At 69.3% G+C, this 14,607-nt stretch carries 10 protein-coding genes; 2 read left to right on the top strand and 8 right to left on the bottom strand.

The window, feature by feature from the left end:
• Positions 1-241: 241 nt before the first annotated feature.
• A complete protein-coding gene (locus ACUKCB_RS23220; protein WP_473037715.1) occupies positions 242-1,804 on the bottom strand; it encodes an SLC13 family permease in 1,563 nt (520 codons plus the stop codon).
• A gap of 258 nt (positions 1,805-2,062) precedes the next feature.
• On the opposite strand from ACUKCB_RS23220, the gene ACUKCB_RS23215 reads away from it, so the two are divergent.
• On the top strand, positions 2,063-3,061 hold the full coding sequence (locus tag ACUKCB_RS23215; protein WP_473037713.1) for a TAXI family TRAP transporter solute-binding subunit: 999 nt from the start codon (positions 2,063-2,065) through the stop codon (positions 3,059-3,061).
• A 3-nt stretch (positions 3,062-3,064) separates the two neighbouring features.
• On the opposite strand, the gene ACUKCB_RS23210 is transcribed toward ACUKCB_RS23215, so the two are convergent.
• The 3 genes from ACUKCB_RS23210 to ACUKCB_RS23200 all read right to left on the bottom strand — a co-directional run bounded on the left by ACUKCB_RS23210 (position 3,065) and on the right by ACUKCB_RS23200 (position 5,618).
• A complete protein-coding gene (locus ACUKCB_RS23210; RefSeq protein ID WP_473037712.1) occupies positions 3,065-4,492 on the bottom strand; it encodes a sensor histidine kinase in 1,428 nt (475 codons plus the stop codon).
• Positions 4,493-4,495: 3 nt separating this feature from the next.
• Positions 4,496-5,164 carry a response regulator transcription factor gene (locus ACUKCB_RS23205; protein WP_473037711.1) on the bottom strand — a complete coding sequence of 223 codons (669 nt, stop codon included), beginning with the start codon at positions 5,162-5,164 and terminating at the stop codon, positions 4,496-4,498.
• 133 nt (positions 5,165-5,297) lie between these two features.
• A complete protein-coding gene (locus tag ACUKCB_RS23200; RefSeq protein WP_473037710.1) occupies positions 5,298-5,618 on the bottom strand; it encodes a CU044_2847 family protein in 321 nt (106 codons plus the stop codon).
• Between the two features lie 243 nt (positions 5,619-5,861).
• On the opposite strand from ACUKCB_RS23200, the gene ACUKCB_RS23195 reads away from it, so the two are divergent.
• The gene (locus ACUKCB_RS23195; protein ID WP_473037708.1) at positions 5,862-6,098 is read left to right on the top strand and encodes a DUF397 domain-containing protein; all 237 of its coding nucleotides are present in this window, start codon (positions 5,862-5,864) and stop codon (positions 6,096-6,098) included.
• A 3-nt stretch (positions 6,099-6,101) separates the two neighbouring features.
• Here the strand turns inward: ACUKCB_RS23195 and fxsT are convergent, their stop codons facing one another.
• Genes fxsT through ACUKCB_RS23175 form a run of 4 tightly spaced genes read right to left on the bottom strand, consistent with a single transcriptional unit; the run spans position 6,102 to position 14,405 of the window.
• Positions 6,102-10,697: an FxSxx-COOH system tetratricopeptide repeat protein gene (gene fxsT / locus ACUKCB_RS23190; protein ID WP_473037707.1), complete on the bottom strand. Its 4,596-nt coding sequence runs from the start codon at positions 10,695-10,697 to the stop codon at positions 6,102-6,104.
• A complete protein-coding gene (locus ACUKCB_RS23185; RefSeq protein ID WP_473037705.1) occupies positions 10,694-11,806 on the bottom strand; it encodes an AAA family ATPase in 1,113 nt (370 codons plus the stop codon). Before ACUKCB_RS23185 ends, fxsT begins: the two co-directional genes overlap by 4 nt.
• The gene (locus ACUKCB_RS23180; RefSeq protein ID WP_473037704.1) at positions 11,803-13,431 is read right to left on the bottom strand and encodes a VMAP-C domain-containing protein; all 1,629 of its coding nucleotides are present in this window, start codon (positions 13,429-13,431) and stop codon (positions 11,803-11,805) included. Before ACUKCB_RS23180 ends, ACUKCB_RS23185 begins: the two co-directional genes overlap by 4 nt.
• On the bottom strand, positions 13,428-14,405 hold the full coding sequence (locus ACUKCB_RS23175; RefSeq protein ID WP_473037703.1) for a trypsin-like peptidase domain-containing protein: 978 nt from the start codon (positions 14,403-14,405) through the stop codon (positions 13,428-13,430). The genes ACUKCB_RS23180 and ACUKCB_RS23175 overlap by 4 nt, the downstream gene beginning before the upstream one ends.
• Between the last annotated feature and the right edge of the window lie 202 nt (positions 14,406-14,607).

Genomic DNA, 14,607 nt, shown 5'->3' with positions numbered 1-14,607 from the left:
CCGGTTTGTCCGGCCGGGGGGCCGGTCCCGGGTGCGGACATTGCAGAACACACGGGAGGGCGTGGGGCACTCCGGACGACGACAACCCCGGACTACGGGACCGGATCGGGCAGCCCGGAACACGACAGAGGGCGCCCCGACCGGTTCCGCTGGACGGGAGCGGAATCCGGGCGGGGCGCCCGTGGGAGTACCGGGGCGGCCGCCGAAGAGGAGGCGCCGCCCCCGGGGTGGGGCCCGAAGGTCAGAGGGAGACCCCGAGAGCCCAGGTGACCAGGCCGTACATGGTGGCGAGGGTGAGGAACAGGGCGATCAGGTTGAGCCAGAGCCCGCCCTTGAGCATCTGGGTGATGTTCACGTAGCCCGAACCGAAGGCGATCGCATTCGGCGGGGTGGCCACCGGAAGCATGAACGCCATGGTGGCGGCCAGGACCGCCGGGATGATGAGGACGAGGACGTCGACCTGCATACCGACGGCGACGCCGCCGAGGATCGGCAGGAAGGTGGCGGCGGTAGCGGTGTTGCTCGTGAGCTCGGTCAGGACCAGCACCAGCGCGGCGACCGCCGTGATCAGGATCCAGGTCGGCACCCCGGCCAGCCCGGAGACCTGGCCGCCGATCCAGGCGCTCAGCCCGGAGTCGGTGAACTGCGTGGAGACGGCGAGGCCGCCGCCGAAGAGGAGCAGGATGCCCCAGGGGAGCTTGACCGCGGTGTCCCAGTCCATGAGCGGGGTCCGGCGGTCCACCGGGATGAGGAAGAGCAGGACCGCGACGGTCATCGCGATACCGGCGTCACTGACGCTGCCCAGCCACGGGGCGACCTCGGCCACGGCACCGATGTCGGCGATGATCGGGACGAAGATCCAGGAGAAAGCGGCGAAGACGAAGAGGGCGAGCACCAGCTTCTCGCCGCGGGACATCGGGCCCATCTCGGCGAGTTCGGTGCGGATGAGCTCCTGGGCGCCCTCGACCTTCTTGATCTGCGGCGGGAAGACCCTGAGCAGCACGAACCAGGCCAGCAGGAGGAAGACGGCGGCGAGCGGCAGGCCGACCATCATCCACTCGCCGAAGCCGAGGTGGATGTCGTGGTTCTCGGCGAGGTAGGCGACCATCAGGACGTTGGGCGGCGTGCCGATCAGGGTGGAGACCGAGCCGATGGAGGCGGCGTAGGCGATGCCGAGCATCAGCGCGGTGGCGAAGTTCGCGTCGGTCCTGCCGTTGCGGAACTGGGCGATCAGTGCGACGACCGAGAGGCCGACCGGGAGCATCATCACGGCGGTGGCGGTGTTCGACACCCACATGGAGATGAAACCGGTGGCGATCATGAAGCCGCCGATGAGCCCGGCGGTGTTGGAGCCGACCTTGGAGACGATCGTCAGAGCGATGCGCTTGTGCAGGTTCCACTTCTGCATCGCCAGGGCGAGCATGAAGCCGCCCATGAACAGGAAGATCGTGGCCGAACCGTAGGAGGTGGCCACGTCACCGACGGCCGTCCCCTCCACCATCAGCGGGAAGAGCACCAGCGGCAGGAGCGAGGTCACCGGAATCGGGAGGGCCTCGGTCGCCCACCACACGGCGATCCAGGCCGTGATGGCGGCGACGGCCGCTCCGTTGACGGACATGACCGTCTCGGTCTCGTCCTCACCGAGCGGCAGTGCCATCTCCGGCATCGCGAGGTAGACCACGAGGCCGAGCAGGGGCCCGAGAACGAGGCCGATGACGCGGCTGCGGGTCAATCCCTGCGAGGACTTCTCCTCGCGCTTGACCTGCGCCTTGTCGGGGGTATCGACGCCCTTCTGGGTCGCCATGGGAGTCCTCCTTCACTGGGCGCCGGAGCCTGCCCCCGCGCCCGTCTTCGCAGGCCTGAACCGCGCGTTGCCACGGGGTTACCTGCGAATTACGTCCTGACCCAACAGATGGTGAGTTCACAGGGGTGTGTGTGCAAAGTAACTCCGGCATTCTTGGGATTCCTCTGACATAGAGCGACATACGGTGCACGCTCGGGAACAACGGGTGATGCGGGATGGTCCGCTCACCCCACGCCGCACACTGTCTAAGCTGCGGGTATGGGATCCACGGGACCGACCAGACGAGCCGCCCTCCTGGGAGCCGCGGGGGTGCTCGCGATCGGCGCCCTGGGCGGTTGCACCCGCAACCCCGCCCCCGGCCTGCCCCGGATCGTGATCGCGACCGGCCCCCGGGGGGCCGTATACCGGGAGATCGGCGGAGCCGTCGCCGCGCTCCTGGACGAGCGCCTCCCCGAGAGCGAGGTGGTCACCGTCGAAACCGGGGCCTCACACGACAACCTGATCCTGCTGGAGGACGGCCGGGCCCACCTCGGGCTGGCCAACCTGGACTCGGTGCTGGAGTTCGGCGCCGAGAGGTCGCTGATCAGCGCGGTGGGCAGGCTCTATGACAGCTTCGTCCACCTGGTCGTCACCGCGGACTCCCCGGTGTGGCGGCTCACCGACCTCGAAGGGCTGCGGGTCTCGGTCGGCACGGTCAACTCCGGCACCGAGTTCACCGCCGAGCAGCTCCTCGACGTGACCGGGGTGACCCCGGAGGTGGTCCGGCTCAACCAGGCCGACTCCGCTGCGGCGTTGGCGGCGGGCGGGATCGACGCGATGTTCTCCCTGACCGGCCTGCCCACCCCGGCCATCACCGACCTGGCCGGGGAGAACGACCTGAGACTGGTGGACCTGGGCGAGGCCGCCGACCTCATGGCGGCCGTCCACCCGGAGGCGTACTTCCCGGCCACCATCCCGGCCACCACCTACGCGGGTGTCCCGGCCTGCCCGACGATGTCCATTCCGAACCTGCTGCTGTGCCGGGACGACCTGCCGGAGGACCTCGTCCACCTGGTGGCCGACACGGTGTACACGGAGGCGGCCCGGATGGCCGAGCAGCGCCCCGAGGCGGCCCAGATCAACGTGCGCACCGGCATCTCCACCGGTGTCACACCCCTGCACCCGGGGGCGGAGCGCTGGTACCGGGAGAACAAGCCCGCCTCGGAGGGACCGGGGCCGGCGGAAGACGAACCGGCCGCCCCGGCGCACTCGGAGTGAGGGTCAGTTCCGCGGGTCCGGTGGGTTCGGTGGCTCGGCCGACGGCTCGGCGGGGGGCAGGATGATCACCACACCGAACCCACGCCGTTCTCCGTCCGCCAGGCCCTCGCCGAGGGTGAGCCGCCCGCCCGCCTCCCGGACCAGGTCGGCGGCGATCGCCAGCCCCAGACCGGTGCCCTCGATGTTCTGGTGGCCGGGAGAACGCCAGAACCGTTCCAGGGCGGCCTCGCGCTCCTCCTCCGGCAGCCCCGTGCCGTTGTCGAGCACCCCGATCCGCACCTGCTCCCCGTCCTCGGCCCGCACCTCGATCCGGGTGCCTCCGGACAGCCGCAGCGCGTTGCTGACCAGCTCGTCGAGGATGCTCCCCAGACCGCCCGCGGGAGCGTGCGCCCACACCCGCTCGGGCAGGTCCGTGCTCACCTCGATGCCCCGGGCCCGGCCCAGGGCGTTCCAGCGCGCCACCCGGGTCTCGACCAGCCCGGTCACCTCCACCGCCTCGGTGCCGGTGACGCTCTCCAGCCGTGTCGCGGCCAGAAGAGAGTTCAGCATGCGGTGCATGACCGTGGTCTCCTCGATCGCGACCGCGTGTGCCTGGCGCGCCTCCTCCCCCCGCAGGTAGGGCGCGAGGTTCTCCACCGACAGCCGCAGACTGGCCAGGGGGTTGCGGAGTTGGTGCGAGGCCTCGGAGACGAAGGAGCGCTGCCGTTCCAGGGCCCGGCGCACCACGTCCACCATGGTGTTGAAGGACTCCGTGAGGCGGCGCAGCTCCGGCGGTCCGCGTTCGGCGTCCACCCGCACGTCCAGGTCGCCCGAGGTCACCGCGGTGGTGGCCGCGTCCAACCGGCGGACGGGCCGCAGGACCCACCGGGACAGCGGCATCGACGCCGCCACCAGCAGGGCCAGCGGGAGGGTGCTGAACAGGGCCATCCACCCCCAGGTCCCCAGGATGGCCTCCCCCAGTTCCTCGGTGGGCGCGACCAGCACCACCGCCCCGGCGACCTCGCTGTCCCGGCCGATGGGTTCGGCGACCACCAGGGGGTCCGGGTTCCACGGCCACACGGTCACCGGCGGCGCCGGGCGCTCCCCCGCCAGGGCCGCGATGATCCCGCCGCCCGTGGCAGCCTCCTCGGCGACGGCCCGCATCCGCGGAGGGTCACCGGAGCCCGCGACCACCCGCCCGTCGGGGGCCACCACGACCACGGGGATGCCGTAGAGCTGTTCGTACCGGGACATCTCCTGGGTGAGGGCGTTGCGCCGGTCGGTCTCCAGGGCGGTCCTGGCCAGCGCGGCGAACCGGCCCGCGTCCCCCAGCCGGTCGACGTAGACCTCCTGGGTGCGCTGTTGGGCGATAACCGCGCCCAGCGGGGTGACAACCGCTCCGACCAGGACGAAGGCGACCGGGAGCAGGATGGTCAGGAGCCGGCGGAGCACGGGTCAGTCCTCGTCGAGCACGTAGCCGACCCCGCGCACCGTGCGGATGCGCGGCGTCGGCCCGACCTTGGCGCGCAGCGAGGCGATGTGGGTGTCCAGGGTCCGCGAGGAGGCCTCCCAGGCGGCGCCCCACACCTGGTCGAGGATCTGGTCCCGCGCCACCACCCGCGGGGAGCGCTCCGCCAGCAGGCGCAGCAGGTCGAACTCCTTGCGCGTCAACGGGAGGGGGTCGTCCCCGGTCCGCGCCTCCCGGGAGTTGAGGTCGAGAGTGAGCCGACCGGCCCGCAACGGCGGGTCCTCCTGTTCGGGTTCGGCCCGCGCCGTCCGGGTCCGTCGAAGCACGGCGTCGATCCTCGCGAGCAGTTCCGCGACACCGAAGGGTTTGACCACGTAGTCGTCGGCGCCCGCCCGCAGCCCGCGCACCCGGTCCCGCTCCTCGCTTCGGGCGGTCACCGCGATGATCGCCGTCTGCGGTCGTTCCCGGAGCCTGCGCAGGAGGTCGATCCCGTCCGCGTCGGGCAACCCGAGGTCGAGCAGGACCACGTCGGCGGGGGCTGCGGAGAGCGCCCGCTCCGCGGTGGCCACCCGCTGCACGTCGAAGGAGGCCGCGCGCAAGGCGGTCACCAGCCCGCGAGCCACCCGGTCATCGTCCTCGACCACGAGAATACGCATGGCTAGTCATAGTAGGCAGAGTTCGGAGCGTCCGTGGCCGTCAGCACACGTCAGCGGGGGTCGGAGCCTCGGGCTCCGAAGCAGGTGACCGCGCAGGAGAGGGGCCGTGTCACACGCCGTGCGCGTACTTCTTTCAGGCCGGTTCCTCTTTTCGGGAACCGCGCTTCCACTCCATCTCCACCTGCAGATTCCCCTCGACGGACGACTTCGCGATGACGGCTCCCGCCTCGGCCGCGAGTTTGACGCCGAAGGTCACTTTGATGGTCTCGGGCTGGAGGGTGTTCCCGAGTTCGGTAAGCGTAACCGAAACCGCTTTACGCACCGAGGAGAGTTTCTCGGTGAACGTCTCCGTGGCTTCGACAATCGCGCCGTCCGCACTGACCAGGGAGGTCCCCAGTTCGTCCTCGTCGACCTCCACCAGGACGTCTTCGGTGTCGTCGATCCTGAAACGCACTAAACGCGCCACTTCATAACCTCCTCTGCCCACTGTCAACATCTGGCCAACATGATCGGTTTGCCAGCGGGCATGTACAAGGCGGATGTCGGTCCATCAGAATACACGGGAGAACTGGTTCCGAACAGGCCTGGTCTTTCACGATGATCCGGTAAACGGAAGCGACCAATGATGGACCTGGGAGAAAAGAGGACATTTCGTGTGTAAAGCAGTCCAACTGAGGCCGCTCCGGCAGGAGTCCCCGTGAAAGGGTTGGGCAGGGACCAGGGCCGATGGCGCAAGTCGAGTTACAGCGGCGCGATACAAAACGGCTGTGTCGAAGCCGTGCTCACAGTTGAGGGGCGCGTGGGCCTTCGGGACTCCGAGAACGCTTCCGGCCCCTGTCTCAGCCTCTCTCCCTCGGCCTGGTCCGAATTACTGCACGGTGTTCTCCCGAACCCCGCCCCGGGGAGCTCGCCGGGACGATGGGACCCCGCCTGATGCTCACAGGCCCCCGATGTAGATGTCGGCGTCGCCCCGTGAACGCTGCCGAAGGCTGGTGGTCGCGGGGTGGTCCTCCCCCATGACCTCCCGGTAGGAGGACTCCAGGGCATCGAAGCCGGATTCCGTGTCGGAATCGGCGGCGGTCTGGTTCAGGATCAGGTTGCGGCGGGCGAGAAGTGTGAGCGGGTGGTCCCGCCCCAGGGCCGCCGAAGACAGCTCCAGACTGTTCTCGTCACGCGCACGGGCCCCCGCGGCGTCCCCTGCCTGGAAGTGGTCGCTGGCGAGGTTGATGGCGCAGGCCAGGGTACTGGGGTGGTCCGGCCCCAGACGCTCGGTGAGCAGGCGCATCGCCCCCTCGTCCAGTTCCCTGGCCTCGGCCAGCCGGTCCAGGCGGCGGAGGATGATCGCGCGGTTCACCTGAGCGAACACCACGTACGTGTGTTCCTCCCCGAACAGCTTGGCGTACTTCTCTCCCGCCTCCTCGGCCAGTTCCAGGGCCTCGGCGAAACGCTCCACCGCGCAGAGCGCCAGCGAGTGGTGCAGGGCCGCGCGCAGGGTGTCGGCGTCGTCCGCGCCCAATCTTTCCCGGAACTCCCGCAGGACGTGTTCGGAGAGCTCACACGACTCCTCCAGGTCCCCCGACCGGCGCATCATGGTGGCGAGGGTGCCCTGCAGACCCAGCACCCCGGAGTGGTCGGCGCCGAACAGCCCCAGGGCGCGGTCCACCAGTGCCTGCTGGACGTCCCGGGCCTCCCGGTAGCGCCCCGACTCCATCAGGGTGTCGGAGTAGCCGTCGATACTGGCCATCGTGGACATGTGATCCGGCCCCAGGACCGCCTGCCTGCGTTCCCAGGTGTCGGCGTACCGCTGCAGCGCCTCCTGGATCCTGCCCACCAGACGCAGGTCGTAGGCGAGGAAGTGCGCCGCCGCCAGGGTCTCCGGGTCGTCCGGACCGAAGAGCCGGAACCTTCGGTCGAAGTTCTCGGTACTGAAGGCCAGGGAGTCCTGGAACAGACCGGACATACGCAGGTTGCGTGCGTGTTCCTGCTCCGCCTTCAGGTACTCCGAGGAGTTCTCCCCCAGCACGGAACCGATCTCGTGCATCGTGCTCTCACACATCTCCCGAGCCCGGTCCAGTTCACCGCCGTCACGGACCGCCCGGGAGATCTGCAGCGCCATGCGCAGGGTGTCCCGGTGGTCGCTGCCCAGACGGTCCGCCCACCGATCGTGTGCACGGCTGCCCAGGCGCAGGGCGTCGCCGTGGTTTCGCTGGATCAGAGCGGCCTCGCACAGCTGGATGACCAGGTTGCGCACCCAGGCGTCCTCGCAGTTCCACGCCTCGGAGGCCAGCACGTGGGGCAGCAGCCGCGCGTAGGTGCGCATGGACTCGGCGGAGTCGTTCTGCGGATCGTTGCGGGAGAGCAGCTGGTGCGCGCAGTGTTTGAGCCGCGCCTGCTCCTGCTCGCTCATCGACGCCTGTACCGCCGGCTTCACCAACCGGTGCAGGGAGATGGTGTCCTGCTGGTGGTCGACATGGGCCAGGCTGTACCGGTGGACGTCCCGGATCGCCATTCCCAGCAGGGGCGGGTCGCTCAGGATGGTCCGCAGTTCCTCGGGGCCGTCGATGTCCCGGCCGAACCTGAACAGTGAACGGGGGATGGGCACCGTGCCCAGGAACGAACAGAGTTGGAGCAGTCGGATGGCTCCCGGGCTGTCGACGGCCAACTGTTCCAGGGAGACGTTCCACGCCGCGGCGACCGGGATCGGGTAGTCGGGATCCACCGGTTCGAGCAGCCGGATCATCTCGGAGGACTTCTCGGCGAGGCGGCGGAGGTACTCCGGCACGTCCATGCCCACCTCGTGCAGCCAGACCGCGGCCTGGTTCAGGGCCAACGGCAGGTTCCCGAGCTCCTCGGCCAACCGTCCGGCCTCGTCCTCGGTCAGGCCACGCGGCCCCCGGCGGCGCAGGAGCTCGACACTCTCCTGGCGGGAGAACTCCGTGACCTCCAGGGACGCCTCGGTGCCAGCCCGGCGCCAACTCCTGTCCTGGGAAGTGATGATCACGTGCCCGTCCCCCGCGACGGGGATGTAGCGGTCCAGAGTTTCACGGTCCCCCGCGTTATCGAATACCAAAAGCCATTTCCGGAATACTTCGCCCTGTCTCAGCGACTCCAGCACACCGCGAACGACGTGGCCACTGTCGGCACGGGTGACATCCAAGCCGATCCTAGCAGCGATTTCGGTGAAGGCCTGCCGGATCTGGTTCTCGTGTCGGGACGGAATCCAACAGATCAGGTCGTATTCCTCGGAATGGAGGTAGATATGCTCTTTTGCGAGCTCGGATTTTCCGACTCCGGACATGCCATTCAGGGCGGTGATGACCTGACGGTTCCGGTTTTTTATGTTGGACCGCAGCTCCTGGAGAAGCTCGGCTCTACCGACGAAGACCGGCGCACGCCGGGGGACCTGGATCCATGCGGCGCCGGAGGGACGACCGCCGACGACGGGCACCGCACTCACCGGGGGCGTCAGCCGACCCACTTCCGGATTCTCGTCAAAACGGTTCAAGGAGGCTCCACCCGCAGAAGATCCAGGAATCCGGCGACGATGGTCCCGATCTTCGTCTTCGAGGCCTCCACCGCCATACTTCGGGGCACTCCGGACAGAGCCCGAGGAACCCCCAGAAGAGGCCAACACTACAGGATCTTCGGCGTTTATGGACCCCTCATCATGTGGCCCCTGTGACCCGTGTTCATCATTGTGATTGATGTAAGCACTGACGACTTCCGGAAATCTCTCATCAAGGGAAATACTCACCAAAGCGGGGAGGATTTGTTTCACCCAGTGATAGGACATCCGACCGACCTGTGGACTGACGTTCTCCTCTCCCCTGAGCATCGCCCCCAGCACGGGGAAGAAGGGGTCCGCGTGCCAGAGTTCCTCGGAAACCGACAGCAGCAGGGACCTGATCTCCGAGACCCGGCCGCCCAGCGCCAGGAGTTCCCCGCGTACCCCGGAGCGAAAGTCCCACACCGGAGGCCCGTCACCGGGAGCGTTCCACAACCTCTCGGAGAGCTCGACCAGGTCGGCTCCACCGAAGAAGATCTCGCTCAGTTCGGAGCGGGGCGCTCGGCGCAACACGTGCCGCCCGAGCATCCGGATGGAACGGAGGTCCATCGGGACCGCCGCCAGGGCCACCGCGAACCGGAACGTGCTCGGCGCCGCCTGCTGCGCGAACCTTCGCACGAGGGCCCCCACCGACTCCTCGCACTCCCCCTCCGACTCCGATCCCTCGTCCGGCACCGCCGGTTCCTCGGGCACCTTGCCCGGTACCGGCAGGACGTGCGACCGCAGGGTGCCGCTGCCCCGTCCCATCACGAAGAGAGCCCACGAGTGCAGCTGCTCAGCGGACAACGACAGGACCGGCACGCTGGTACCCAGGGAGAGGTCTCGCGAGGCGGCTGACGGGGCGGACCCGGGACGAGCGCTCACTCGCCGCCTGGTCGCACGGTAATGGCTGTTGGGGCACGCCGGGGCGACGCTCAGGGGTGCCGTGAGCTCCGCGGGTACCGTCTGGACGCCACTGCGCCGCCACAGTTGGGGGTCGAGCAGGTGGACGATCGAGACCGCAGCCCGCGTCGCCCGGCCGTTCAGCCAGCCACGGAACCCGTGGTCGCGCCAGGCGTGGCCGATCCCGTCCGTCAGGATCATCACCACGTGCGGGCCCGGATCCCCGTCTCTCCAGGGGTCCCGTGCGTATCCCAGGGCGTCGCGCAACACCGGGGCTCCGGCGAGCCCGGAATCGAAACTCAGCTCGTGTACGTGCCGGAAGACACCACCGCCGCGCAGCAGTCCGAGCAGCGACCGGACGACCTCGTCCTGGAAGTAGAGCATCGAGGCCCCGGCGTCGAGGAGTACCGTGAGACCGACCGAACGGCGGGGCCGGGCCCGGAGAACCGGCAGCAGCGGCATCCGTACCGTTCCGGGCGAGGCCGCCACGCCCAGCACGGACCTCGCGTAGTCGCTCGCGGTCCTCTCCGCGTCCAGCTCCTCCCGCGGACCACGGGGGTCCCGCCGGTGGAACGGCCCCATGGCCGCCACCATCTCCTGTCCCGGGAGGACGGGCCCGACGGCCCCCTCCCCCGCGCCCCGGTCCAGGGAGGGCAGAGCGGCCCAGAGGCCGCTGCGTCCGCGCGGCCCCGAGGGGACGGACTCGATCCGGGTGGACGGTGCGGGTGCGACCCCCGTGGGATCGGCGGCTCCCTCCCCGTTCCGGGGGGCCGTGTCCGGGGCGGGCGGCTCCGGCGGGTCCTCCCCGGACCCGGGTGTCTCCGGTTCGTCGGTCGGCCGGGGCTCTTGGGGCTCCTCGGTCTCCGCCGGGCCGGAGGGCGGATCCTCTCCGACCGGTGAGCCGGGGTCCCCTTCCCCGCTCGCCCGATCGGCGGTGGAGTCGTTCGTGTACCGAGCGCGTACCGCGGCCAGGAAGAGGGCTTCGGCCAGCTCCCTCGGAGGCAGGTCCAGGGGCGCGGTCGAAGAGGACGTCCGGGGCGGCTCCGCTTCCCCTCCGACGCCCTCGCCACGTCCGGCCCCACTCATCCCGCCGGTTCCGTGAGGTAGTGCCAGACCACCTGCTTGAGATGGTCCACCTGCTTACTGTCCAGGCTCTCCACGCCCGGCGACGTGGTGGCCACGAGCTGGACCGCGTTCAGCAGCTGGTCGACCGAAAGCCTGCCGGTGGCGCTGCGTTGCAGGAACTCCTCCACCAGCTGGCGGGCGACCGGTGGCGGGTCCCCCCGGAAGTGCCTGGCCACCATCCGGAGCAGTTCCTCCTCCGAGGGCAGACCCACCTGGGCCGGTATACACCGACGCATGAAGGCCTGGGGCAGCTCGCGATCGGAGTTGCAGGTCAGGATCACGACGGGGAAGGCCGAGCAGACGACCCTGCCCCGGGTGACGGGCGCGGTCCGACCCGGATCGTGTGTGCCGACCTCGATCGTCTCGGCCACGCGGGACAGGCGCTCCAGCTCGGGGATGGGGAACTCTCCGTTCTCGAAGAGGTCGAGCAGGTCCCCGGCCAGGTCGAAGTCGCCCAGGTCGAAGTCGTCGACCAGGAGGACTCGCGGCAGTTCCTGGGGGAGGAAGGCGGTACCGACCGGACCCAGGGTGAGATAGCGGCCGATGTGCTGTGCGCCGCTCCTCGGCTCGTCCGCGCCGGGGGCCTCAGGGTCGGCCCTACCCATACTGTCCAGGTTGATGTCGTGGATCCGGCTGATCGGATCGTAGACATAGCAGGCGGTGCGCACGGTGGCGGTGCTGTTCACGCTCCAGACGAGCACCCGACCCAGGCCCAGTTCCCGGGCGATCTGGTGCGCCAGGCTGGACTTGCCGACCCCGGGGGGCCCTGACAGCAGGAGCGGCCTGCGCAGGTACAGGGCGGCGTTCACCTTGTCCAGGAGTTCCAGCCGGACGGGATCCGATGGCCGGGAACCGTCGTCGGTGCGGTACCCGGTGCCCAGCAGCCGGTCGCCCCTCTCGTCCTCGGGCGGCGGGGGCAGGTGCGGGCCGCCGTCGTAGACGCGCCAGGGGGGCACGGCCCGCAGCCGTGCCCCGAGGTCCAGTTCGGGCCGAGGGGTTCCGGTGCCGCGGAAGAGCCACCACTCCGGCGGTGGCGGCGCTGAGGGGTCGCGGTCGGTAGGAGCGCTCATACGGTCGGCCTCCGGGCCTGGGGGGTGTGGAGGAGGGGTCCGTCACCGAGGGAGAGGGGGCTGGGTTCCAGAGGGTGGGGGAGGAGGTCGTGGAAGATCATGCCCACGTCGAGGCTGTCGGTGATGCGTCCGCCCAGGGGCTCGACCGCGCCCCGGCCGGACTCACGCAGGAGTGCGGGCAGGGATGTGACCGCCTCCAACGGCACTCTCTCCTCCTTTCCCGCCAGAATCGCACGAAAAGTCTCCCGGGATGAATGCTGCCGGGTCCGCCAGAGGATGACGGGCACCCCCACCAGCATCGCGCTGTGGATGTCCCGGTAGACGTCCTCCGGTTCATGGTGCCCCGTGGCGAACAAGATCACGCGTTCGTTGGTGGCATATTCAACGAACCTTACCGATTCCGGAATTTCGTCACACTGTCGGTCGACCATGTGGGCCTCCCGTTCCCGGTCGATACGCCCCCAACGGCGTCGCATACTCCTCCGGGCGGAATCGTGTTCCACGTCCCCGAGCAGGAGGAATTCCTCGACCCGGTAAATGATCTCCGCGTCGATCCCCAAACGTATCCGTTGGGGGAGGAGGGACGAGGGTGGTTCCCAGTGTCTGGCCTCCAGCCCCATGAGCACGTCGAAGGGGGCGATCAACTCGACCCTGATCCGGTCGTGGTGGTGGCACCAGGGGTGTCCCTTGAGCCTGTGCAGCAGCTGGAACACCGTTTCGGGGAACTTCCCGGGGACGACCCGGGTGTTGAGGATGTTCGCCGGGCCGATCTGCGGAGGTTCACCGGGCTCGGGGCTGAGTACGTTCCAGGACTTCACCCAGAAACGCGGATCGTCCCCGGGGTCCGGCTGTTCGCGCCTGCCCCGTCCGTCCTCCGACTCCTCCGGTCCGGTGAGGGTGAACCACACCAGGAGCCGAGCGGGAGGGCTGTCGTCCTCCCCCGCCTCCCCCGCGTCGGCGTCCTCCGTCGGCCCACCCCCGGGGGCCGCCGGGGCGGTTCCCCCACCGAGCGACCGCAGAGCGATCCACTGGCACAGAGCCTCCACACCCGCGCGGTCCCGGTGCTCCCCCACTTCTTCCAACCGTTCGGCGAACAGGCTCAGCGGCGCGGCTCCGTCGTACCGGGGAGCCTCGGCCAGGTCGGTGAAGCACTCCCAGAGGCAGGTCGGTTCGGGTACCGACATGTTGAGGGCCCGGGGGCCCATCGCTTCCAGGTAGGCCTCCCGTTCGCGTTCCGTCGGCTCGGCGCCCTCCCTGCCGCGGGCGAAACAGTCGCGGAGCCTGCCGAGGATCCGCCGGGCCTCCTCCCTGCGCGCGGATCCGATCCCGGACAGGAGCCTGTCCTCCTCCTCCCGGACGATGAGCGGCGCGACCCTGGCCCAGGCTCTTCGTGCCGACACCGAACCCTGGTCCAGGAAGTACACGATGCGCATCAGCTCGGCCACGCGCTGCTCCGCGAGAGCGAACTGGGAGACCTGGAGCACGTACTCGGTGGAACCGTGGTCCGTGCCCAGCCCCGGCCACGCGTCCAGATATCTCGCCAGGGTCCCCCTGAGCCCGCTCTCCTTGAAGGTCAGGGTGTTCTGGAGAGCGGCGACCAGAAGCATCTCCGCCCGGTTGCTCACGTCTGCTCTGCCCCGAGGAGAGGTCCCGCCGCCTCCCACACCCGCCGCATGCCCTCGCTGCCCTGTTCCCGGTCCTCCAGCCGGGCGAGGACCTCGCGAAGGCAGGCGTAGTCCCGGTGGGCGAGGGTGACCAGGTTCGAGGAGAAGACGAAGGGGTCCTGGTCGGCCCGGAGACGGCCCGGAAGCGGGGAGGGCAGAGCGAGGTAGAACTCCGTCCTGTGGTCCGGGAGCAGCAGGGTCCGCAGTCGGGAGACCTCCCGGGCCAGGGTCGTCAGGGCACCGACGTCGGCCTCCCGGCATCCCCCGGCGGCTCCGCCGCCGGTTCCGGCCCGGGTGGCGGTGCTCCTGCGCACGGACCGGGGCATCCCCGGTACCGGGGGGACGATGTCCAGGGGGATCATCCAGCCGGCCCGGCCCGATGAGCCCTTCTCGGTGACGATGCCCAGAAGGTCACCGCTGGTCAGGTCCCGCACACCACTACCGCTGTACCCCTTGGACACGGTGATCCCCGCGGACGAGTCGGTGTCGATCTGCACGTACTCGTTGTGTGTGCCCCCCGTGCCGATGAGCCTCCCCGTGATCCAGTAACCGGCCTCGGCATGCGGGCCTCCGACGAAACGCACCGGCCGTCTCGGGGTACGGGCGTCCCCGTGCGGTGCCGGGACGGCAGGGGGGACCGCCACCGCATGGTCCAGGCGGAGCACCGCCGCGTCCCACGGGCTCGTGTCCTCCCACCATCCGTCAGGGACCACGGTGGCGGTTGCTCTCCACCGGGCGTCGCCGCGAGGGGCGTCCAGGTGGACCACCGAGCCCGGACCTGCCTCACGGCCGGTACGAGCCAGAGCCGCCCGGACCACGTGAGCGCAGGTGAGCAGGTGGTCGGCGGAAACGAGAACGGCGGCCCCGCACATTCTCGTGCCGTCATCATCGATGACACGGAACTGCCAGTCGGATTCGCGGGTCCGGTTGGACACAGTTCTCCCGTTCGGCATGTGGGTTCGAAAACGGGGGGTCGACCCAGGCAATACACCCCTACCCTGTCAACACGACTTTCTCCGGCATCGATTCTACCGATCACTTCTCAAATGACCAGGCAGCGAAGAAATCGACAGAAAGATCCGTATGTTGCTTTTTGTCGAATTTGTTAAAAGAGTCAATGAAGTTACTCCTGGGACA

Source organism: Nocardiopsis moroccensis (genome assembly GCF_055763695.1).
The sequence above is the reverse complement of the archived record's forward strand: the minus strand, read 5'-3'. Positions and strand labels throughout refer to the sequence as shown.